Annotated in this window: 26 protein-coding genes; 2 read left to right on the top strand and 24 right to left on the bottom strand. The window is 43.0% G+C overall.

Going from position 1 to position 22,255, the window contains the following annotated elements:
• Positions 1-8: 8 nt before the first annotated feature.
• The 10 genes from hisZ to V7D18_RS26125 all read right to left on the bottom strand — a co-directional run bounded on the left by hisZ (position 9) and on the right by V7D18_RS26125 (position 9,872).
• Positions 9-1,271 (bottom strand): ATP phosphoribosyltransferase regulatory subunit, encoded by a 1,263-nt coding sequence (gene hisZ, locus V7D18_RS26170; protein ID WP_426158844.1) that lies wholly within the window; start codon positions 1,269-1,271, stop codon positions 9-11.
• Between the two features lie 119 nt (positions 1,272-1,390).
• On the bottom strand, positions 1,391-1,924 hold the full coding sequence (locus V7D18_RS26165; protein ID WP_426158842.1) for a Holliday junction resolvase RecU: 534 nt from the start codon (positions 1,922-1,924) through the stop codon (positions 1,391-1,393).
• A gap of 6 nt (positions 1,925-1,930) precedes the next feature.
• Positions 1,931-2,893 (bottom strand): RluA family pseudouridine synthase, encoded by a 963-nt coding sequence (locus V7D18_RS26160; protein WP_426158841.1) that lies wholly within the window; start codon positions 2,891-2,893, stop codon positions 1,931-1,933.
• A 24-nt stretch (positions 2,894-2,917) separates the two neighbouring features.
• A complete protein-coding gene (locus tag V7D18_RS26155) occupies positions 2,918-3,487 on the bottom strand; it encodes an O-linked GlcNAc transferase-like protein (protein WP_426158839.1) in 570 nt (189 codons plus the stop codon).
• A gap of 18 nt (positions 3,488-3,505) precedes the next feature.
• Positions 3,506-4,288, bottom strand: a complete 783-nt coding sequence (locus V7D18_RS26150) for an SDR family NAD(P)-dependent oxidoreductase (protein WP_426159249.1) — start codon at positions 4,286-4,288, stop codon at positions 3,506-3,508.
• Positions 4,289-4,316: 28 nt separating this feature from the next.
• Positions 4,317-6,257, bottom strand: a complete 1,941-nt coding sequence (locus tag V7D18_RS26145) for a YgiQ family radical SAM protein (RefSeq protein WP_426158838.1) — start codon at positions 6,255-6,257, stop codon at positions 4,317-4,319.
• On the bottom strand, positions 6,254-6,919 hold the full coding sequence (locus V7D18_RS26140) for an HAD family hydrolase (RefSeq protein WP_426158836.1): 666 nt from the start codon (positions 6,917-6,919) through the stop codon (positions 6,254-6,256). Before V7D18_RS26140 ends, V7D18_RS26145 begins: the two co-directional genes overlap by 4 nt.
• Positions 6,909-7,655, bottom strand: coding sequence for a pseudouridine synthase (locus V7D18_RS26135; RefSeq protein WP_426158834.1), 747 nt, complete (start codon positions 7,653-7,655; stop codon positions 6,909-6,911). Before V7D18_RS26135 ends, V7D18_RS26140 begins: the two co-directional genes overlap by 11 nt.
• A complete protein-coding gene (locus V7D18_RS26130) occupies positions 7,655-9,019 on the bottom strand; it encodes an RsmB/NOP family class I SAM-dependent RNA methyltransferase (RefSeq protein ID WP_426158832.1) in 1,365 nt (454 codons plus the stop codon). The genes V7D18_RS26135 and V7D18_RS26130 overlap by 1 nt, the downstream gene beginning before the upstream one ends.
• A 43-nt stretch (positions 9,020-9,062) precedes the next feature.
• Positions 9,063-9,872: a M23 family metallopeptidase gene (locus tag V7D18_RS26125; RefSeq protein WP_426158830.1), complete on the bottom strand. Its 810-nt coding sequence runs from the start codon at positions 9,870-9,872 to the stop codon at positions 9,063-9,065.
• Positions 9,873-9,924: 52 nt separating this feature from the next.
• On the opposite strand from V7D18_RS26125, the gene V7D18_RS26120 reads away from it, so the two are divergent.
• Positions 9,925-10,851, top strand: a complete 927-nt coding sequence (locus V7D18_RS26120; RefSeq protein WP_426158828.1) for a nucleoside recognition protein — start codon at positions 9,925-9,927, stop codon at positions 10,849-10,851.
• On the opposite strand, the gene V7D18_RS26115 is transcribed toward V7D18_RS26120, so the two are convergent.
• The 9 genes from V7D18_RS26115 to V7D18_RS26075 all read right to left on the bottom strand — a co-directional run bounded on the left by V7D18_RS26115 (position 10,808) and on the right by V7D18_RS26075 (position 18,593).
• The gene (locus tag V7D18_RS26115; RefSeq protein ID WP_426158827.1) at positions 10,808-11,389 is read right to left on the bottom strand and encodes an HrpE/YscL family type III secretion apparatus protein; all 582 of its coding nucleotides are present in this window, start codon (positions 11,387-11,389) and stop codon (positions 10,808-10,810) included. The two genes, V7D18_RS26120 and V7D18_RS26115, sit on opposite strands and share 44 nt — an antisense overlap.
• A gap of 19 nt (positions 11,390-11,408) precedes the next feature.
• Positions 11,409-11,897, bottom strand: coding sequence for a pantetheine-phosphate adenylyltransferase (coaD, locus tag V7D18_RS26110; protein WP_426158825.1), 489 nt, complete (start codon positions 11,895-11,897; stop codon positions 11,409-11,411).
• Between the two features lie 18 nt (positions 11,898-11,915).
• Positions 11,916-12,479: a 16S rRNA (guanine(966)-N(2))-methyltransferase RsmD gene (rsmD, locus tag V7D18_RS26105; protein ID WP_426158823.1), complete on the bottom strand. Its 564-nt coding sequence runs from the start codon at positions 12,477-12,479 to the stop codon at positions 11,916-11,918.
• A 140-nt stretch (positions 12,480-12,619) separates the two neighbouring features.
• Positions 12,620-12,823, bottom strand: coding sequence for a small, acid-soluble spore protein, alpha/beta type (locus tag V7D18_RS26100; protein WP_426158822.1), 204 nt, complete (start codon positions 12,821-12,823; stop codon positions 12,620-12,622).
• Positions 12,824-13,000: 177 nt separating this feature from the next.
• On the bottom strand, positions 13,001-13,615 hold the full coding sequence (gene udk, locus V7D18_RS26095; RefSeq protein WP_426158820.1) for a uridine kinase: 615 nt from the start codon (positions 13,613-13,615) through the stop codon (positions 13,001-13,003).
• Between the two features lie 97 nt (positions 13,616-13,712).
• A complete protein-coding gene (locus V7D18_RS26090) occupies positions 13,713-14,366 on the bottom strand; it encodes a DUF975 family protein (RefSeq protein ID WP_426158819.1) in 654 nt (217 codons plus the stop codon).
• Between the two features lie 36 nt (positions 14,367-14,402).
• Complete coding sequence (gene recG / locus V7D18_RS26085) at positions 14,403-16,454, bottom strand: ATP-dependent DNA helicase RecG (RefSeq protein WP_426158817.1); 2,052 nt, start codon at positions 16,452-16,454, stop codon at positions 14,403-14,405.
• A 97-nt stretch (positions 16,455-16,551) separates the two neighbouring features.
• On the bottom strand, positions 16,552-18,222 hold the full coding sequence (locus V7D18_RS26080) for a DAK2 domain-containing protein (RefSeq protein WP_426158815.1): 1,671 nt from the start codon (positions 18,220-18,222) through the stop codon (positions 16,552-16,554).
• A gap of 14 nt (positions 18,223-18,236) precedes the next feature.
• Entirely contained in the window at positions 18,237-18,593 is a 357-nt protein-coding gene (locus V7D18_RS26075; protein WP_104436177.1) for an Asp23/Gls24 family envelope stress response protein, read from the bottom strand.
• A 169-nt stretch (positions 18,594-18,762) separates the two neighbouring features.
• On the opposite strand from V7D18_RS26075, the gene rpmB reads away from it, so the two are divergent.
• Positions 18,763-18,948 (top strand): 50S ribosomal protein L28, encoded by a 186-nt coding sequence (rpmB, locus tag V7D18_RS26070; protein ID WP_097004294.1) that lies wholly within the window; start codon positions 18,763-18,765, stop codon positions 18,946-18,948.
• Between the two features lie 102 nt (positions 18,949-19,050).
• Here the strand turns inward: rpmB and V7D18_RS26065 are convergent, their stop codons facing one another.
• The 5 genes from V7D18_RS26065 to V7D18_RS26045 are packed head-to-tail and all read right to left on the bottom strand — an operon-like array spanning position 19,051 to position 22,234.
• Complete coding sequence (locus V7D18_RS26065) at positions 19,051-19,188, bottom strand: hypothetical protein (protein WP_013272624.1); 138 nt, start codon at positions 19,186-19,188, stop codon at positions 19,051-19,053.
• A 56-nt stretch (positions 19,189-19,244) separates the two neighbouring features.
• Complete coding sequence (locus V7D18_RS26060; RefSeq protein ID WP_314461083.1) at positions 19,245-19,655, bottom strand: GerW family sporulation protein; 411 nt, start codon at positions 19,653-19,655, stop codon at positions 19,245-19,247.
• A 17-nt stretch (positions 19,656-19,672) separates the two neighbouring features.
• A complete protein-coding gene (locus tag V7D18_RS26055; protein WP_426158813.1) occupies positions 19,673-20,578 on the bottom strand; it encodes a DUF2953 domain-containing protein in 906 nt (301 codons plus the stop codon).
• 14 nt (positions 20,579-20,592) lie between these two features.
• A complete protein-coding gene (locus tag V7D18_RS26050) occupies positions 20,593-20,913 on the bottom strand; it encodes a hypothetical protein (RefSeq protein ID WP_426158811.1) in 321 nt (106 codons plus the stop codon).
• Positions 20,894-22,234 carry a hypothetical protein gene (locus tag V7D18_RS26045; RefSeq protein WP_426158809.1) on the bottom strand — a complete coding sequence of 447 codons (1,341 nt, stop codon included), beginning with the start codon at positions 22,232-22,234 and terminating at the stop codon, positions 20,894-20,896. Before V7D18_RS26045 ends, V7D18_RS26050 begins: the two co-directional genes overlap by 20 nt.
• Positions 22,235-22,255: the final 21 nt, after the last annotated feature.

Genomic DNA, 22,255 nt, shown 5'->3' with positions numbered 1-22,255 from the left:
TACCCCCATTATTTTAAGTATTCTGAAAGCGGAACCACATCCATACGCTTTAAATCAAGGTTTATTACAGTTACCGATATTCCTTCCTGATCCAGATACAATAAATTCTTTAAGTCGCGCCGCATGGCATATTCTTTATAAGCCTCCAGGGACCGTTCCGGTTTCTTACACTGCAGCTGAACCGGTACCTTTAAATTACGAAAATGTCCGGCCAGAGAAATGGCATTCTCTCTTGATTCCTGTTCATAAAGAATCATGGTGTTGGTCATGGAAACTTCTGTCTCAATCTTTTGCCTGCTTAAAGCCAGCAAAAGCTCATCCACAGAGATACCAAATCCTACCGCCGGGGAATCCTTGCCAAACTGCTTTAAAAGGCTGTCATACCGGCCTCCGTTTACAATATAATCCCCGGTACCATAGGTATAGGCTTTAAAAATAATTCCGGTATAATACTGATACTGGCTGAGCATTCCAAGGTCATATGATACATAGTCAGAAAGTCCGTAGTGTTCCAGAATCCGGTTCACCTCTTCCAGACGGCTGATGGCCCTTAAAGCCCGCTTATTGGCAGTCAGTTCCCTGGCAGCCTGTATCTGCTCCAAAGACCCAAAAAGCTCGGGAAGCTTTAAAAATACCTGTTTTAGCTCCTGGGAAATGGGCTGGGCCATGACTAACTCTTCCACACCAAAGTAATTCTTATTTTCAATCAGCTCCCGAAGAGTTTCCTCCATTTCCTCATCCATACCGGCCTCTTCCAAAAGCCCTTTGAAGAAATCAACTTCTCCCAGTTCGACCTGAAATTCGGTCAGCCCGGTGGATTTAAGTGCCCAAATCACCATGGCGAGAATCTCTCCGTCTGCATCCGATGAATCATCACCAATCAGCTCAACCCCTGTCTGGCTGGCTTCTTTCAGCCTTCCCTGGTAGCTGGAATTATTGATAAAGGTTCGTTCCACATAGCAAAGCCGGATGGGCATATCCTCATCCAGAAAATATTTGGCCGCGCATCTGGCGATTGCCGGTGTCTCATCCGGCCGCAGCACCAGAGTGTGATTATCCCGGTCAAAAAACTTGAACATCTCCTTTGCTTTTACACTTCCTCTGGATTCGTTAAAGATATCAAAAAATTCAAAGGTAGGAGTTTCTATATCCTGATAACCGCATAAGTGAAATTCTTTCAGCATTTTTTCCTGAATGACTGCTTTTCTCGTACACTCTATTCCATAAATATCCCGGACACCATCCGGTGTATGTAACAGTTTATTAGCCATAACAACCTCCAACCGTTCAAGAAAATATTTTTCATAGAAAACTATTTTTCATCACTTTATTGTAGTAAAGTGATAATTTAATAACGTGTAGTTTATTATAGGCGAGAAATATATTCTTGTCAATCTCTTCTGTCCAAATCTTTTTGAATCAGTTCCAGATAGTGAATCAGGATATCCCTGCAGCCTGATATTTTCCAGGTTTTGTCCAGTTCTTCGTAGGTAAAGCTCTTTCTTCCCCCTGCTTCCATTCTTTGAAAATAACACTTAATCTGGTCAAAGGGCAGATAATAAACTTCATTTTTGTGGGTATAGGACACGATGAAAAACGCGATTCCACCCTGTTTTTCAAATTCTTCCATGAAAGCGACCTGATGAGAGTGAATATTCTGCAGCGGAAACGTATCAGACGCACATTCCTTTGCATCAAAGCAAACAGGAATTCCCTGAACGGCACCGATATAATCCACCGTACTTTTCTGATCAAAATAGGCCAGGGTAATATGCCTGCTCTCCTTATCAATGGATATAGGCGTAATGGGTGTGGGGATTTTCTGAATCAGAGCCAGTCCCTTTTCCCGATAACTGTCGTTGCTCCGGTTAATCAGCTCTTCTAACGTTGAACCTCTTAATCCTCTTGTTTTCCAGGTTCCCATCGTATCCTACCTCCATTCCCTGCATATGGCAGCGTAAATGGGAGGCAGAGGAGCCGTAAATTCCTTACCCGAGAGATAAGAAAGGGGTTCCGGAAGCTGTGGCAATACCAGCTGATAGGAATGAAGAAGCTGTGACTGGACTTTGTAAAGCCTCTTCGCCTCTTCATTTACCTTTTTATCTCCATATTTATAATCCCCCACGATTGGATGCCCGATAGAAGATAAATGAGCCCGGATCTGATGTGTGCGCCCAGTGATCAGTGTTACCCTTAACAGCGTATAGCCGCCGTAATAATCTAACGGCATATATTCCGTAGAGATCGGCACACTGTCTTTAAATTCACTGGTACGGACAGTGACCTGATTCGTCTTCTCATCCTTTGCCAGGAACCCGGTAATCATCTGTTTTTCAGCCACATGGCCTTTCACCACACACTGGTAATACTTATGAATGGACCTGTCCTTAAAAACCTCCGACATCACCTGAAGGCCGGCCAGAGATTTTCCTCCGACTACAAGACCGCTGGTATTACGGTCTAAGCGGTTGCAGACAGAAGGGCGGAAACTTTTTAACTGCTCCGTGGATAATTCACCTTCTGAAAGCAGATAATCAATTAAATATTCCACAAGAGATTCGTCGGAATCCTTTGCTTTTTGAGACAGCATTCCCGCAGGCTTATTAATGAGAATGATGTTTTCATCTTCATATATGATATTTAAATGAACCTTACTCACTCTGGGAACCTTAACCTGGGAAAATTTTTCAATGGTCTCATCGGAAAGAAACAGTTTGATTTCATCTCCCTGGGAGAGCTTTTCAGAGCCGTCGCATTTTTTCCCATTTAAAGTGATGTTCTTTTTCCGCATCATTTTATAAAGAAAGCTTTTCCCTGCAAGATTTAAATATTTGGACAGCAGCTTATCAAGCCGCTGCCCTGCTTCATTCGTCGATACAATCACAGACTGCATAATGGTTCCCTCTTTTACTGAATTTTACATGGACAGACTCTTTAACAGGGAAACAGCCTGGTCAGATCTGTCATTATCTTCTTTTTTTTCTTTCGGTTTCAGACTGCTTAAGCGCTTGAAAAAGGAATTTTCATCAAAAATCACCTTTACATTATAATCCAGCTTATGCTGGCTCAGCATCTGTTTTATATATTGTTCTGCTTTGTCAGAATCCGATTTGCCGGCTGTGCAGTAGGCATAGATTTCATCCGGCTTAACCAGAATCACATCCATCGGCAGGAGCTGTTCCTTTGAAGAAATGATAAGGTCATACAAAAGGACTCCTTTTTCTTCATAAGCGGAGGCCTTTTTCTCAAGCATCGAAGATATAGACCGGTACTTGAAAGAGGCAAGCAGAGGTGCTGCAATATTCGCTGCAGGCAGAACGGAAAGGATCGCCATTACAGTTAACGTGTTCTTTAAAGCAGTGCTGTCGGCAAATTTCCTGAATATTAACTGAATGACGATGAGAGCTGCTCCGATCAATACCTTTAACAGTTCTTTCTTTTTATGGTAATCCCGGTAGCCCGGCTGCCCTTTGCTGTATCGTTTCACTTTCGTAACCCTCTTTCATTATCTTCTGTTGTCCACCACCCGCAAAACTCCTTTCATGAAACGGAGTATTATGGAATGGGGAATAGTCTTGCATAAAAGCTGGAAAACCTTCATCGTGGTTCCATAAACAGAAACCGGCCTCCCCATCATGCTGTCACGAAGTGCCAGGCGCACTACTTTTTTTGGATCAGCCATGACTATTTTTTTATAAAACGGAATTTTCCCGGTTGTCTCGGCGATATCAAAGAATTCTGTTCTGACAGGTCCGGGACATACGGCTGTCACAAGGATGCCTTTGGATTTTAATTCCTCATTTAAGGCTCTGCTATAGCTTAAAACAAAGGCTTTCGTAGCAGCGTAGATGGCAAAACCAGGCTGGGGCAGAAAAGCTGCAGCAGACGCAAATTGTATGATCCTGCTGTTTTCAGACATATAAGGAAGCACCATATGGGTCACTGCACAAAGCGCTCTGCAGTTTAAATCCACCATACCAAGTTCATCATTTAAATTGACGGAACTCACCGCCCCGATCTTTCCATAACCGGCAGCATTGATCAGCCATTTTACTTCTGGTTTCTCTTCAAATAAAACATCCTGCAGGCTCATCAATCTGCTGTCATCCGTTAAATCTATGGCAAATGTTCTTACCCTTACCGGAACAATAGACGATAATTCTTCCATCCGCTCCTGTCTTCTGGCAATTGCCCAGATTTCACCGATGCCGCCAAAGCGGTCGGCAATCTGCATGATAAACTCTCTTCCCAAACCGGAAGACGCTCCTGTTACGATAGCTACCTTCATCATGATCCCTTCTTTCAATCAGACATTGTTATTGTTTCTTTGTTGATTTTTTATGAACATTCCGGATGGTCTTTTTTCTGCGTTCCCGCTGACCGCCCGATACTGCTTCCGTCTTATTCCCTTTTCCATAATCTTTTCCTGTTTTTCGCTCGGTAAAACCAGGTTTAAAACCGGATTTGGGACGAATGAGGCATTTTTTATCAAAACCGATCAAATCGGTTCTTCCCGCTTTGGTAAGTGCTTCTTCCACAAGGTCATAATTTTTCGGATTCCGGTATTGAATCAATGCCCTCTGCATGGCTTTCTCATGAGGATTGGTAGGAACATAAACCGGTTCCATAGTCCTGGGATCATAGCCTGTGTAATACATGCAGGTGGAAATGGTAGACGGCGTAGGATAAAAATCCTGGACCTGCTCCGGCATATATCCAAGATCCCTTAAATACTCCGCAAGCTCAATGGCTTCTTTCAGTCCTGAGCCCGGGTGGGAGGACATTAAATAAGGAACCAGATACTGTTTTAAACCCAGCCGTCCGTTCATATCATTATATTCCTTTGCGAACCTGCGGTAAACATCATTTTTTGGTTTTCCCATTCTGGTAAGAACATTGTCCGCCACATGCTCCGGTGCCACCTTTAACTGCCCGCTGACATGGTATTCGCAAAGCTCTTTTAAGAATTTTTTGCCCGGATCTGCAAGCACGTAATCAAAACGGATACCAGAACGGATAAACACTTTTTTCACTTTCGGTAAATTTCTTAACTTTCTCAAAAGCTCAATGTAGTCGGAATGATCTGCCCTTAAATTCTTACAGGGCTCCGGAAACAGACACTGCTTATTGGGACAGGCACCTTTCCCGATCTGTTTTTCACAGGCCGGATAGCGGAAATCCGCTGTGGGACCTCCTACATCATGGATATAACCCTTAAAATCAGGCTCATTGGTCAGCCATTTCGCCTCTTCTATCAGAGATTCATGACTCCGGGCCTGTATAATCCTTCCCTGATGGAACGTAAGGGCACAGAAACTGCACGCACCGAAACAACCCCGGTTGCTGATGAGACTGAACTTAATTTCCCGGATCGCCGGTACTCCCCCCAGTTCTTCATAGGACGGATGATAATTTCTCATGTAAGGCAGGGAATAAACCTCGTCCATTTCCTCAGTCGACAGAGGTTTTGCCGGTGGATTCTGCACCACATATAAATTGTCCCTGTATGGTTCAACAAGACGCTTTCCGATATAAGGATCGGTATTGCCATACTGGATATAGTAGCTCTTTGCATATTCCAGCTTGTCTTTTTTCATGCTGTCATAAGACGGCAGAACAAGAGCATCATATACGGATTCCAGACTGTCTGTCTTATAAACAGTGCCCTCTACAAAGGTAATATCCCGAATATCGATTCCGCTGTTTAAGGCATCTGCTATTTCCACAATGGATTTCTCTCCCATTCCATAGGAGATTAAATCCGCCTGAGAATCAATTAAAATGGAGTGTTTCAGACGGTCTGACCAGTAATCGTAATGTGCCAGACGTCTTAGGCTGGCTTCTATTCCTCCAATGATAACAGGAGCTTTTTTATAAACAGAACGAATAAGATTGCAGTAAACCGTAGTTGCGTAGTCCGGACGCTTTCCCATCACACCGCCCGGAGTATAGGAGTCCTGCTGTCGCTTCTTCCTGGAAACGGAATAATGATTCACCATGGAATCCATATTCCCGGCGGAGACCAAAAATCCAAGCCTTGGTTCACCAAGAACAGAAATACTTGATGGATCCTTCCAGTCAGGCTGTGCTATAATTCCTACCTTATATCCATGCGCCTCTAAAAGGCGGCTGATTATGGCATGACCGAAGGATGGATGGTCTACATAGGCATCTCCTGTTACATAGACAAAGTCACATTGTTTCCATCCCCGGATATTCATGTCCGCCCTGGTGATCGGTAGATAGTCGTGCATCATGATTTAACTCCATTTCTTTCTAAAAGCTGATAATAGTCGTAGATAAAATAATCGGCCAGTTCCCTTTTTTCGGCTTCCAATGCCCTGGAAAATTCGTCGTCAATGGCACAGACTGTCATTCCGGCTCTTTTCCCTGCCAGAATCCCTGCCGGAACATCCTCAAATACCAGACAATGTGACGGTGATACTTCAAGTTCCTTTGCTACCTTCAGATAAATATCCGGAGCAGGCTTTCCCGCCGCAACTTCACAGGAAGTAGCCACTATCTTAAAATACTTCCCGATTTTTAAGGAATCAATCACTGCCTCCACCAGCTCTCTGCCGTTGCTGGTAGCAATTCCCATATGCAGGCCCTGTGACGCAAGATATGCCAGAAATTCTCCGGCTCCCGGTTTTAAGGGAACTTCATACTTATATTTATCCAGTGACATCTCCGTCCATATTCCCTTAATTACGTCCAGAGATTCCTTCAGTTTAAACCGCTCTTTAAAATAAAAGGCAGTTTCCGAAAAGCTCATTCCTTCAATTTCTCTTTCTAAATCTTCCGGGCATGCAATTCCTCTGCTTCCTAAAAACTCTATATCAATGGATTTCCACATCCACATGGAATCTACCAGGGTCCCATCCAGATCAAAAATCACTGCTTTTTTCTCATTGAACATCTTTTGTTTTTTCTTCCTTTCCATGACGCTTTAGCAAGTCTGTCTCTTCTGCCGTAAGCGGGCGGTACTCACCCGGCTGTAAATTTTCATCCAGCTTTAAGCTTCCCATCGAAAGCCTCTTTAAGTATACCACACTGCACCCCAGCGCTTCAAACATTCGTTTTACCTGATGGAATTTTCCTTCCCGGATGGTGAGGAGAATAGAGGAAGGATTCCCGTATTCCAGAATCTCAAGGCTGGCTGGCATGGTTAAGGTCCCGTCTTCTAACACCACTCCCTCTTCCATGCGTTTCTTTGCATCTGCAGGGAGCTCTCCTTCTATTTTTGCAAAATACACCTTATCCACGTGCTTTTTGGGAGACAGGAGCTGATGGGCCAGATCTCCGTCATTGGTAATAAGAAGCAGACCCTCTGTATCAATATCCAGTCTTCCTACCGGAAATAAATCGCTCCGTTTTCGATCCTCAATCAAATCTATGACTGTCTGATACCTGTTATCTTCAGTAGCCGATACAACCCCCTGGGGCTTACAAAGCATATAATATTCAAATTCAGCATAAGAGATATTTCTTCCGTCAACAGCAATGGTATTCTGGTCCGGAATGATTTTCCGTTCCGATTTTTTCTCAGGGATTCCATCAACGGTAATCCTTCCTTTTCTTGCCATCTCTTTGATCTGACTTCTGGTTCCCTCTCCCATTTCAGCTAAATATTTATCTAATCGGATCTCTTTCATCACTGCCACCGCCATCCCGGATAGTATTTATTTTTTAGCGTATCCCCATTCCCTTTTGCAAATCCCAGTGGGAATCCGTCTACGCAGATTAAGCACCAGCCTTTTGTTCTTCCTTCCGATTCTGTTAAAAATACAGTCTCTCCTTTTAAATACCGGATCACTCGTTCGTCTTCCTTTTTAAAGGAGATGGTCTGCTTAAATTCTTCCATTTTTAAAGACTGTGCCAGTGCCTGAGAAGGTTCAAAACGATCCTTTTTCATCTCACCAAGGCAGAGACCTGTCCGAAGATAACGAAGTTTCCCTCCATTTTCCGGAAAATATTCCGGTAGATAATAGACACAGTCATTCTTTATCTCAATTCGGGAGCTGATGAGAGGTTTTGATATCAGGGAAAGGAACTGGGAAAGCTCGTCAGGAAGTGCTTTTTCTTTTTTGCTTCCTGTCTTTGATATCTGTGCCGGAACCTGTCCGCCCTTTTTCTTAAGAAGTGCCATAAAATGGCCTTCTCCCTTAATATTATGGGGAAACAGACGCAGGCAGCCTGACAGGCCGATCCCGTCTGAGGCTCCCTCAAAAAGCGGCAGTTTCGCCAATTCCATATCCTCATGATTTTCCAGAATCATACGGATAATATCTTCATTTTCACAGACAGAGAAGGTACAGGTGGAATACATCATAAGACCGCCGGGAGCCAGCATATCAACCGCATGTCCGACGATTTCCTTCTGGATCGCTGCATAATATTCCGGTCCATGCTCTTCATAGCTTTTCACCATATCTGCGTCTTTACGGAACATTCCTTCTCCGGAGCAGGGCGCATCCACAAGAATCTTATCAAAAAAGCTGTAAAATACCGTTTTTAATTTCTGCGGTTCCTCGCTGGTGACACAGATATTTTCTATTCCCCACAGCTCCAGGTTTTTCAGCAAAGCCCGCGCCCTGGAATTGCTGATATCATTGGAGACTAAAAGACCCTTTCCCTTCAGTTTTGCACCAAGTTCCGTGCTTTTGCCTCCTGGAGCCGCACAAAGATCCAGAACCTTATCTCCCGGCACGACCGGAAGCATATGAGCCGGTGTCATGGCACTGGGCTCCTGTAGATAGTAAAGTCCGGCGTAATAATACGGATCTTTCGCAGGACGTTCCTCTCCCTCATAATAAAATCCGTTGTTTACCCAGGCAACCGGATGAAGCTTTAATGATGTGATCTTAATAAACTCTTCGGGGGAAATCTTTAATGTATTGACACGCAATCCATAAAGGCGTTCTTCATCAAAGCTATTTACATAGGCCTCAAATTCTTCTTCTCCCAGCAAGTCCTTCATTCTGCTTAAAAATTCTTCCGAAATCTTGATTTCTTTCACTTTTTTACTCCCATTTCATCTCTATGTAAGCAATCTTAATATACTAATACGAATATTTCAACCGGTATTTCTCCAGATATTTTAATACCCAGTAGGGGTTTACACTCATCTCTTCGTTGTGGTCCGTACGGATATAGATTCCAAGGTGAAGGTGCACGTCGAAATTCCCTGTAGTTCCTTCCACCTTACTGTATCCGGTATCTCCCATGAATCCCAGCAGCTCTCCCGCATTCACCTTATCCCCTTTTTTCCACTCTTTGCTGTAACCATAGAGATGGGCATAATATAAATATGCCCCTCCCGGAGCCCGTATTCCCAGCCGCCAGCCGCCTTTTTCCAGCCAGCCCACCTTTTCCACCACTCCGTCACTGATACTGATAATGGGATAGGTGCCCCTGGGCTTCGTATTTCCCATCACATCACAGCCTTCATGCCCCCGTTCTCCGCCATAGGAGCGGCTTTCCATCCAGCCATTTTGGAATTTTACATCAGGAAAGTCGGGATTGGAATTTTCAGGAACCGGAAAATATTTTAAATCACCCAGTATGATCTCATAGGCCTTCTTTAATTTCCGGTATTCTGCAGGCTTCACCTTTAAAATTCTGCCGGTATGAACAGTTAAATCCTTCACTTTTGTTAAATCATACTGGTGCTCCACCATCAGGGAAGTGAGGGTGTCATAGTCGATGTCATTTAAGTCAGCCACTATCTTCCCAAGCTCCATACTTCTGAAATCATCACTCTCCCATGTGTAGGCATTCAGCTGATAGAACGTCGGATTATTATAAAGATAATCAATCATGGTCACATGAAATACGGAAAGGATCAGGATTAAAAAAACAATCACCATCATATCAATCTTGCCTTCTCAATATAATTGTATAAAACAATCTATTCAGGTGCGTATGAAAAAATCCTTTTTCCGCCTTCTTTCTGTAGCCGCGCTTTTTCTGCTGCTCCTTTTTCATGATACCGCATTTGAAGGAGCCAGAAGCGGACTGATTCTCTGGGGCAGCGTGGTAGTACCCACACTTCTCCCGTTTATGATCTGTTCCAATGTAATTGTTTCCCTAAATGCCATTCATATACTGATTCTTCCGGTCAGGCAGCTTCTGCACCGTTTCTTTTGCCTGTCGGATGCAGGGTGTTACACCTTTATCTCCGGTTTGCTCTGCGGTTATCCCATGGGTGCCAAAACCTGCAGCGAATTTATGGATGAGAACCGGATCACACAAAAAGAAGGAAAATACTTATTAGCTGTCTGCAATCACCCCAGTCCGATGTTTCTTTTAGGATATGCGGCCTCTGGTCTGCCAAAGACCGTACCGGTGTGGATTCTTCTGCTCTGCATCTATGTCCCGGTTATACCGGTAGCCCTTGCAGCCCGTTTCTTTTATCAGGTGGAGCGTCCGTTTCGCTCCATGCCGATTTCAAAAGAATCGGTAAAATCCTTTGATGAAAGTCTCATGGATTCCTGTGAGGTAATGGTGAAGATCGGCGGATACATTATGCTTTTTTCCATCCTGGCATTTTATATTACGGAACTTTCTTTCCTGTGTCCGGAAAATAAGGCGGTCATTCTTGGATTTGTGGAAATCACCACAGGAATCCAGGCTGTTTCCCATGTATTTTCCGGCACTTTGGGAGGTTTATGGATCAGCGCTGTTACCGCCTTCGGGGGGTTATCCGGGGTCTTTCAGACAAAGAGTGTCATAAAAAATGCCGGATTATCCATCCGGCACTATGTAGCATGGAAAGCAATACATACTCTCCTGACAATCCTACTGTTTATTCTCCTGACCCGTTTTGCGGTCCTTCTGCCGTCTGCATAACAGCTCCTGTCAGTTCCTGACGGTTTGAGGAAACAATATCATAACTTGACTGCATGGAAGTCATAAAAGCGTCAAAACGCCCCTGTGCGCCCTCCATAGAGTGACTGATTATGGTCTGCAGACTCTTTAACATATCGTCTGTATACTGAACAGAGCTTTGACGGATGCCGTTCGCATCGGTAACAGCCTGTTCAACAATCTGCTGTGCCTGTACCTGTGCCTGTTCAATAATCTCATTGGCCTGGGCGTACGCTTTCTGCATAATCTCGTGTTCATTCACCAGTTCATTGGTCTGGGCATTAGCCTGGGCCAGAATGGAATCGGCCTGCTGACGTGCTTCGCCCATGATGGCATCCCTGTTGCTGATAATCTTCTGGTACTGCTTGATCTCATCCGGAATCCGAAGGCGCAGTTCCACCAGCAGCTCTTCCAGTTCATCTCTGTTTACCACAATTTTGCTGTTAGAAAGGGGCTGGTACTTACAACTGTCAATATATTCTTCGATTTCACCGATTAACTGTTCAATTCTGCTCATCATAATACGGACACTCCTTGCTTTATTTCGTTCTATCTTCTATTTTCTTTCTTACACGTTCCGCAATATCTTCTGGCACAAACGCGCTTATCTCACCGCCATAAGAGGCAATCTCCTTCACAATGCTGGAACTTAAATAAGAATACTTTAAATTCGTTGTCAGAAACACCGTATCCACCTCTGGTGCAATCACCCGGTTTGTCTGTGCAATCTGTAATTCGTATTCAAAATCCGTTACAGCGCGAAGCCCGCGGATTACCGCATCCGCCTGATTGGCTCGTACAAAATCGATCATCAGCCCGCCGAATGATTTCACTTCTACATTATCAAAATCATTCGTCAGGCTCTTTAACATATTAACACGTTCTTCTACAGAAAACAACGGAGTTTTTGAATTATTATTTAAAACCCCGATAATTAAATGGTCACACATTCTTGCCGAGCGCTCAATGATATCAAGATGACCAAAAGTCACCGGATCAAAGCTTCCCGGATAAACTGCTTTTCTCATATTGTTTCTTCCTTTTGTTTATTCTTTTCCTGTTCTTTCAACGAACACATGCTTATTTGTTTTGTAAATTTTCTCTTTCAAAATCTCATATCCCATAGACTTAAGATAATCAAAATCCGTATCCAGGGAAGCTTCGATAATGATGGTAGTCTCTTCTCCGATCAGGGATGAATCTCTGAAATATTCCAGGACCCTTTTTTCCCATTCCATGCGGTAAGGGGGATCCATAAATACAACATCAAACTCATAATCTTTCCCTTCCAGCCGCTTTAGTGCAGTCAGAACATCGCAGTTCATCACTACCGCATCAGGTTCCAGCCGGGTGGTCTTTAAATTCTCCCGGATGCATTCTGCAGCTTTTGGATTTTGTTCCACCATAACTGCCAGCTTTGCGCCTCTGCTTAAAGCCTCTATTCCGATCGCACCGCTTCCGGAGAATAAATCCAGAAAGCAGCAGTCCATAATACTGTCATGAATCATATTAAAAAGTGTTTCTTTTATTCTGTCTGTAGTCGGTCTCGTATCCAGACCGTCTGTTGTCTTTAATATAAGCCTTCTGGCTTTTCCGGCAATTACTCTCATATACAGCTTCCTCACATTATTTTTCCAGACTATTATAGTATGATTATGGAAATTATACAACTAAAAAAAGAAAGGAGCTGCAGCTCCTTCGTAATCAAATTGATGATTACCGGCTGCAGCTCCTTTTGAATTGTTACAGATTATTTTCCTGCAATCTGTCTTTCATAGGCTTCAATCATTTTCTTAACCATATATCCGCCTACGGAACCATTCTGTGCGGAAGTTAAGTTTCCGTTATAACCACTTGTTAACGGTACTCCTAATTCGTTTGCTACTTCCATTTTGAAACGATCCATTGCTTCTTTTGCCTCTGGTACATTTGTAGTGTTAGATTTTCCTGACATAATTAAATGCCTCCTTTTCATCTATTCACCATGTCAAAACTTTTTTTCATGGTGTGTTTTGTGCTACACTCCTATTATGGCTTTAATAGGGTGAAATACACTAGAAGGTTTTTCGTAAAATGTTATTTTCAGGAAAATTTGAACTACTTCAAATTTCTTATGATGCAGCAATGGAAATCAGTCTTTACTGAGTATCTTTTCGATATTTGTTTTGACCAGCTGAAAAGCCACCTCATTCATGCCGCTGTTTATAATTACGTCGGCCAAAGGCTTTGTTGGTTCTACATAAAGATAATGCATAGGCTTTACCGTGGTTAAATACTGCTCCACAACCCCTTCAATATCCCTTCCCCGTTCTTTCACGTCGCGGATTACACGGCGTAAAATTCTCTCATCTGCATCGGCCTCAACAAAAATCTTAATATCAAACATATTTCTTAAACGTTCATCTGCAAATACTAAAATTCCTTCCACTAAAATAACCTTTTTGGGCACTACTTTAACGAACTTGTCAGAACGGTTGTGTCTGGAATAATCATAAATCGGACACTCCACCGTTTTCCCGCTTCGCAGTGCAGCCAGCTGTTCCAGTAGAAGTTCTGTCTCAAATGCTTCCGGATGATCGTAATTCATCTTTTTTCTTTCTTCAAAAGGAACCCCATCCTGTCGTTTATAATAATTATCATGGTAAAGAACTGCTATATTATCACAAAACGCTTCTTTCAGCCGGTTGGTAAATGTTGACTTTCCTGAACCGGTACCTCCGGCAATTCCTATTATAACACAATTCATCTTCCGCAATCCTCCACTTATCTGGTCCTGTTCACACAAAATTCATTCTATCAGAAAGACCGGATGAATTCAATGGTTTTCCTGCCTGTATCTGCTTTTATCCTTTTATCTCATTATAGTAATTTGCCAGAGTGACAGTCACATAGGGATATACATAAATATAAGCCAGACAGCAGGTGATCATTGCAAGTAAATGCCACAGGATGAAGGAGAGGCTTAAAACAAAAAATTCCCATAATCGTCCGTCCATCATATCTTTACTCTCTTCTATACACTGAAAAATACCTTTATCCGGATTTTCTACCATAATAAAAATTGCCTGGGAATACCGTAACGCAGCAATAATACCAGGAATAATCAGCAGAATGGACCAAAGTGTTATAAACAAGCCCATCATAAAGGAAAGCCCCAATGCCTTCAGCAAATAAGAGGTACTGGAAAATAAGTCTCCATAAGACATGGATTCATCACGTTTTGCCACTTTTAAACAGTAAGACAGATAACCAAAATCCAGCAGTGTGCTTATAATAAAATATATCACAAAGAAAATAATACTAAATATAATATATGGCTGCCACTGGTCAAGACCTGCCTGACTGTTTTCAAGAATTTTCTGCCATTTATCCAGAAAAAGCTGGATTACTGATAAAACCGTAAGGATCACTCCCATTATGACAGTAACCAGGTACGGGTTTATGAGTGCCTGCTTCATGGCACTTTTAGCATCTGCTTTTAAAGCTACTCTATTCATACCGTTACCTCCTTTTCGATACTTTTATTTAAATTTTTACAGATTCAGCCTGTCGTAACTTTTCTCCAGATATTCACTGAGCTTTCTGCCCAGTTCTGCATTCTCCTCTTTTTCCAGATCAGGATCTTCCGAAAAAATATGTTTTACTTCCTCTGATACTGTTTTTAACAGATTTGCATCAGTAAAAATATCCCCCAGTTTAAATTCCATCTCTCCGCTTTGCCGGATGCCGAATATATCACCGGGTCCTCTCAATTTTAAATCTTCCGAAGCAATGAAAAAGCCGTCATTGGACCGGTTTAAAATATCCAGACGTTCCTTTGTGCCATCCTGATCCGAGCCATTTACTAAAATACAGTAGGACTGATATTTGCCGCGCCCCACCCTTCCTCTCAGCTGATGAAGCTGGGCCAGCCCGAAGCGTTCCGCATTTTCAATCATCATAACCGTAGCGTTGGGCACATTAACTCCTACTTCAACTACGGTAGTAGAAACAAGAACTGAAATTTCGCCGGCAGCAAACCGTTCCATGATGCTGTTTTTTTCTTTTGCTTTCATCTTGCCATGAAGATATTCAATACTGATACCGGGAAGAGATTTTTTTAATGCAGCAGTGTAGTCCACCACATTCTCCGCTTCTATCATCTCACTTGCTTCAACCATGGGACAGATCACATAAGCCTGGCGTCCGGCTGCAACTTCTTTTTTTATAAAATCGTAAGCTTTTTTCCGGTACCCGGTATCCACCACACAGTTTTTTATAGGGAGACGATTGGCAGGAAGTTCATCAATCACGGAAATGTCCAGATCGCCGTAAATAATAATGGCAAGAGTTCTTGGTATGGGGGTGGCGCTCATAACCATTACATGGGGTTCTTCTCCCTTTTTCCCAAGCAGTTCTCTCTGCCCCACGCCGAACCGGTGCTGCTCATCTGTGATAACCAGAGCAAGATTATCATAGATGACCTTATCCTGAATAAGTGCATGGGTTCCTATTATGATATCGGCTTCATGGGCCGCTATTTTCTCATAGGCAATTCTTTTTTCCTTCGCAGTCATGGAACCGGTAACGAGAATGGGCACCTTATTAATCTGGAATTTTAAGAACAGCTCAGTCATGGACTCATAATGCTGCCTGGCAAGAACCTCCGTGGGAACCATCAAAGCACCCTGACAGCCGTTATAAGCCGCCTGCAGTAATGCCAGTATGGCTATAATGGTTTTTCCCGATCCAACATCTCCCTGTACCAGGCGGTTCATAACCAGACCTCCCGTTATGTCTGCATACACCTCATCAAGAACCTTCTGCTGGGCACCTGTCAGGGAATAAGGCAGTCTGGCCTGAAATGCTTTTACCTCCTCTGATAACCGGAACGTAAAGGGACTGGTTCTGTTCTCTCTTCCGTCTTTTAAACGCCTGACAGCCATTAAAAATAGAAAAAACTCATCAAAAACCAGTCTTTTTCTGGCAAATAAAAGTTCTTTCCTGTCTGATGGAAAATGAATATGTTCAATTGCAAAATTGTATTCTGCCAGTTCATGCTTCATTCGCAGCTTTGCAGGCAGATAATCCCTGCTCATAAGGCGGACACTGAGCGCCTGCTTCTGAGCCCTGACAATGGTTTTATTGCTCAGGCCCTTCGTCTGGCCGTAAACAGGCTGCATGGAATGAATGATCTCTTCATAAGCCTCCGCTGTATACACTTCCGGCTGCTCCATGATAAGCCGGCCGCTTTTCTTAATGACTTTTCCGCGAAAGACAGCCCGCATCCCAGCCTTTAAGGTAGAATGCAGATAGGGCATATTATACCAGATCAGCTGGAGTGTGCCGGATCCATCTCTTAAAATAGCTGTGACAACCTGTATACGGCTGTAACGTTTCACATCTGGTGTCCTTTCAAGCATTCCGCACACTGTCATGACTGTATCCGGTCTGATTTCAGCGATAGGTGATGGTTCCTCATACGTATCATATGCCCGTGGATAATATTCCAGAAGATCTTCTATGGTATTCACTCCGATCTTTTGAAACAGTTTTCCGGTTTTTTCTCCAATTCCTTTCAGTGTTTCAATGGGTTTCTGGTTCATTCTCTCATGCGCCTCCTTTCATTTTGATTCTCAGAATATCAAAAACCGGGCAGACTTAAGTCACGTCTGCCCGGAATCATACAGTCCTGACTCCTTCTTATTCCACGGAAATCAGATAATAATAAATCGGCTGACTGCCGGAATGAAGTTCCACTTCACAATTTGAAAATTGTTCTTCTGCTTTTTCCTTCAGGGCAGCGGCATCTTTCCCGCTCACATCCCTGCCATAATAAATTGTAATGAGTTCTGATTCTTCCTCTACCATGGCTTCCAGCGATTTAAGCGCAGTAGCTTCAATCTCTTCTCCAACAGCAAGAATTCCATGGTCTCCCAGAGCCATGATATCGCCCTCTTTGATTTCTATATCATCAATAGTAGTGTTGCGGACTGCATAAGTAATCTGTCCGGTCTTTACACGGGCCATTTCTTCCGTCATGTTTGCTTCATTCTCCTCAGGAGATAAATCAGGTGCAAAATTAATGATTGCAGTGATTCCCTGAGGAATGGTCCTGGAAGGAATCACGATAACCTTCTTATCCTCTACCAGACTCTTCGCCTGCTCAGCAGCCAGAATAATGTTCTTGTTGTTGGGCAGGATGTAGATTGTGTCTGCATTCACCCGGTCGATGGCATTTAACATATCCTCAGTACTGGGATTCATGGTCTGACCACCCTGGATTAAATAATCCGCTCCGATACCGCGAAAGATTTCATCAAGGCCTTCCCCTGCAGAAACGGAGATAAAGCCGTATGGTTTTCTTGGTTCAGGCTTCTTTTCCCCGGCCTTCTGCTGTGCTGCCAGTTTTTCTGATTCCTTAATCAGCCTTTCGTGATGCTCTTCCCTCATGTTGTCAATCTTCATGCGGGATAAGGAACCAAGAGAAAGAGCCTTTTGAATGGCAAGCCCCGGATCATTCGTATGAACGTGAACTTTTACAATATCATCATCGGACACAACTACCAGGGAATCTCCTATGGATTCTAAATATCCTTTGAATTCCTGCTCTGTTTTTTCATTATATGGCTTTTCTAAATTAACAATAAATTCTGTACAATATCCGAATTTAATATCTGCTTCTTTCAGGGCAATTCCTTCAGAGCTTTTAACCGGCTCCACACGTCCTGCGGTTTCCACAGTAAGATCAACTTCCTTACCTGTAAGGAAATTAAAAGCCCCCTTGACCACCTGCATCAGTCCCTGACCGCCGGAATCCACGACACCCGCCTGCTTTAATACCGGAAGCATCTCCGGAGTCTGGCTTAATACGTAATCTCCCTGTTCAATGACCTGATTGCAGAATTCAATGATATCCTCTGTTTCAGTCACCAGCTCAGCAGCTCTTTCTGCCATACCTCTCGCAACTGTCAGAATGGTGCCCTCTTTGGGTTTCATAACGGCCTTATAGGCTGTCTCTGTGGCTCTTACAAAGGAATTAGCCAAAATAGTAACTGTCACCTGGTCAGCGGCTGCGATCTCTTTTGTAAATCCTCGGAACAACTGGGATAAGATTACACCGGAGTTTCCTCTTGCGCCTCTTAAAGAACCGGAAGAAATTGCCTTTGACAGAGATTCCATGGTTGGATTCTCAATGGCAGCCACCTCTTTTGCAGCTGACATAATGGTCATAGTCATGTTTGTCCCGGTATCTCCATCCGGAACCGGAAAAACATTCAATTCATTAATCCAGTCCTTTTTGGCTTCCAGTTCTTTTGCACCTGCTAAAAATGCTTTCTGCAGCATCTTTGCGTCTATATACTTCATACCCACAGGTAGTTTCCTCCTTAATCAATCACTCTTACGCCTTCGACAAAGATGTTAATCTTATCTACCGTCATACCGGTGAATTCTTCTACTTTGTATTTTACATTTTCAATCAGATTATCAGCTACTGCAGAAATACTGATTCCATATGCTACGATTACATGAAAATCAATGGTGATATGGTTGTCCTGAATCATCACATTAATTCCATGTGTCAGTCCTTCCCGTTTTAAAAGCTTAACGAGTCCGTCCTTCATGCTGACAGCCGCCATACCGACAATACCGAAGCACTCCACTGCGGTGGTTCCGGCGTACATAGCGATAACATCAGGGCTCACCTGGATTTCGCCCAGTTTATTATTGATATAACCCTTCATAGTCTCTACCTCCGTTCTTTCTGTCTGTTATGATTATACATTATTTTTCCAAAAAAAGAAACAAATTTTTAATTTTCACTTGCAAATCGCTGTAATTTCTGTTATCATACACTTGTTGTGGATTTTTCAACCATTAAAAAATCCAAGTTACTTTTAAGGAGGTGCAATCATGGCTAAATGTGCAATTTGTGAAAAGGCTGCTCACTTTGGCAACGCAGTGAGCCATTCCCATAGAAGATCCAATAAGATGTGGAAAGCAAATGTAAAGTCCGTTAAAGTTAAAGTAACAGGCGGCGCTAAGAAGATGTACGTATGTACTTCCTGTTTAAGATCCGGATTAGTTGAAAGAGCTTAATCGTAGGAAACTCCTGGCTGGTAACAGTCAGGAGTATTTTTTTTATAACTATGAGACCCGGTTAATTCAATCGGGTCTCAATTATAGCAACAGTATTTGCTGTCAGCAGCAAAACAGATTATATCCCAGTACCAGACATCCAATTATAAACAGAATTGTAACGATCGTCGCCGGGATAAACAGTAGGATTGCCATACCTGCTCCAAAACAGAACAGCATAAGTCCGCATACTCTTCTCATAATATCCCTCAATCCATTCAGGCTATATATAATATCCTATGCGGCTTATCCCTTTCTTATTCTTCGGCTTTTTCTTTCTCTGCAGCCGCAGCCATCTCCTCTGCCATTTTTATCGCTTCCGGTGATACCTCTTTATTCCCAGATGTGAATTTGTTGACGAAATCCGGAACCATATCAAGAATCTTTGTCACTGCATCCTGCTGCTTGATATTCACCAGTTTTGTCACACCGTTTTGAATAATCAGTATGGCACTTGGGCTCATCTTCGCATGCATTCCTCCGGCACCCTTCTCTTTCGCATTTTCCGAAAAGGATCCGGCAGCCATTCCGCAGGTTACATCCACCAAAGGCAGAATAATGGTATCATCCACCTTTACCGCATCTCCTACAACTGTTTTTGTCGCTACAAAGGCATCCATACCTTTAAACAATGCCTCTACTGTAGACGTAAAATAATTATCTGCCATTGAACGTAATTCCTCCTTTATCGAAGCCATCTCTTTAACAGAGTTCTGAAGTTTTTATCAAGAAGCATCCGTAAACCAATCATCAGGACCGTTAAAAGACGAATTCGTCCCCGAAATGTGCCTTCTGCGGTAAATACGGACCGGTCAAAAACCGGATACAGATTCCAGTACTTATGAAAGAACGGATACAGCAGGCTGGCCGCCATAAGTGCCTGACCGGTCATTCCGGGATCTTCAAATCCAAATGTTACGTTACCATGCCCCTTTACAGGGAAAATATGCCGAACCAGACGTTTTCCCTGTCTGTAAAGCAGCTTTGCGGTCTTCTGATTTTCGCTGTTGGAAAGAAAAGCCTGAATTTCATCCTTCTTTTCTTTCATGTTTCTCAGTGTATCACAAATTCGATTGTATAAATACTTAATTTTTTCCAGTATATGGATTAATTTCTTCTTTATCTTACGAAACAATGCCTGCAGCCAGGACTCTTTTTCTACTTGTTCTGTTTCTTTTATATCTTTCAGAACAGGCTGACGGGACTCTGACTCTCCCTGGACCGTTTTTTTGACATCCCGCCCTAACTGTCTCGCTTCCTTTACGGTTTCCGGCTCCTGTATTTCCATGGCCTGAACCATAATTTCCTCAGCTTCTTTCAGTTCATCATCCATCTTTTTCGGTCTCATGATGGGAATTCCAAACAGACGGACTGCAATCAGAACTTCTTCCTCATACCGGACCGTAACAGAAAGGATATGTAGCAGCCAGGAAATTTTCATATTTCCCTTCACCTTATTAAAATAAGATCCTTCCCCGCGGTAACGGACCGGTACGAACAGTACCAGCACAACTGCCAGAAGAATGAGCCCTAAGAGAATCAGGATCAGCAGTCCTGACAGTTTTAAAATAAATAAAATTATATGAAGCATGAACACCTCACATCTTACCGGCTTCTATTTAAAAAATCAGACAGATTAAACCCTTCTGTTTTCCGGTATAAGTCATGGATCACACGTCCGGCTACTTCCAGAGCTTCCCAGTAATCAGCGGCAATGCCGACTATGAAGAACTCTTTTTCCTTATAAAATGGGGATATTATTTCAGCAGCCGGATAGATATCAAGTATATTATTCCCATTTGAAGCGGGTGTAATCACATAAATATCCAAACCGGGTTTCCCCTTCCTGATTCCCTGAATGATCCGGTAACGTTTCTTTTTTGCTTTATCTCCGACGTATAAACGGTTATACCAGCTTATTTTCATAATCCATCAGCTCTTCCAATAATTCCATGCATGTTTCTTTTTCCGCCTGATCCAGGCAGCTGCCAAGACTGCCCTTCATATATTCCTGGATTTCGTCTATCGAATTAAAGTAAACAGGCAGATCCGATAAAATCTTAGCCATTACTGCACGAACCACCGGCTTTGGTGCATCTGCAAAAAGCGCGTCCAGTTCATGGATATAAGCTTCTGCTTCCTGATCCAGAAAGGCCTTATCTACAACTGCGTTTCCATCACCGGGCAGACTACCTTTCTCTTTCCCCGGAATCATCAGTTCTGCAAAGCTGCTTCCAGACAACAGCCTGTCCACATTCATAGAACGGATATAGTCCGGATCATCAGGTGACTGTTCCTCTTCCTTAAGAACTTCTACTTTTAAATACCGTTCATAATAAACTTCCTGCCTACCCTCCAGCTGGGTCAGCTGATCAAGAAATTCCTCTTCTGTAACGGAAAAATCTTCCTGATTAAATTTAGTCAGAATTCTGCTTAATACAGAACGGTAAAAAGCTTCCTCACTGACATCAATCACAGCGTCCGGCCGGGCATACATAAGTACACACAAATCGTTTATCAGATCCTGAATCATCACATAATAACCGGACTCATCCGTAAGTACCTGGCTTGCATAGGTCAATTTTGCCGCAGCCTCTTCATAACCTTCAAATGTCATGTTTCGGTAATCCGTATGCTTAAACTGCTGTAAAATTTCATAAATTTCCTTGTGACCATCTTCCATCCCATCAGGAAGAGAAACCATGGACTCCGTCCGGAGGGTATACATCATATCACGGAGATTCTCCCTTGGAGAACCGATATAAACGGAAAGTCCCTCCATAAGAAGGCTGTAAAACTTTTGTTTTGTCAGACGTACTGGAAGCTGGCCGATTACCTGTTTGATTCGTCCGTTCATAACAGCCGAATCACTGGTACCTGTTATGAATTCCAGCAGCTTTTTTAAAAATTCGTCTTCTCCGGCACTTGTTATACCGGAAGGAGTAAATTTGCGCTCCAATCGGTTTAAAATATACTCATAAATCTGAAAACAGTCTGCAAAGGATGTCAGCACCTCCACTTCATGAGTGATATCTTTTCTCAATGCCAGCAGATCCTTTTCTGCTTCGCTGCCGGAGATATAATCACCCATAAGGCTGTTTAACCGTCTTAAGTAATCAGCCTTATCCTGGGACCCGGGTGCTTCTTCTGCAACGGTCTCCAATAATGTATAGTAATTTAAGACAAGCCTCACATAAGAATACTGATAAGCCGCAGTCATCTGCTTTTTCATTAAACGGGTTTCCACGCGTTATCTCCTCTCGGGGTT

The organism is Lacrimispora sp. 38-1 (genome assembly GCF_049890855.1).
Lineage (GTDB): Bacteria > Bacillota > Clostridia > Lachnospirales > Lachnospiraceae > Lacrimispora.
The sequence above is the reverse complement of the archived record's forward strand: the minus strand, read 5'-3'. Positions and strand labels throughout refer to the sequence as shown.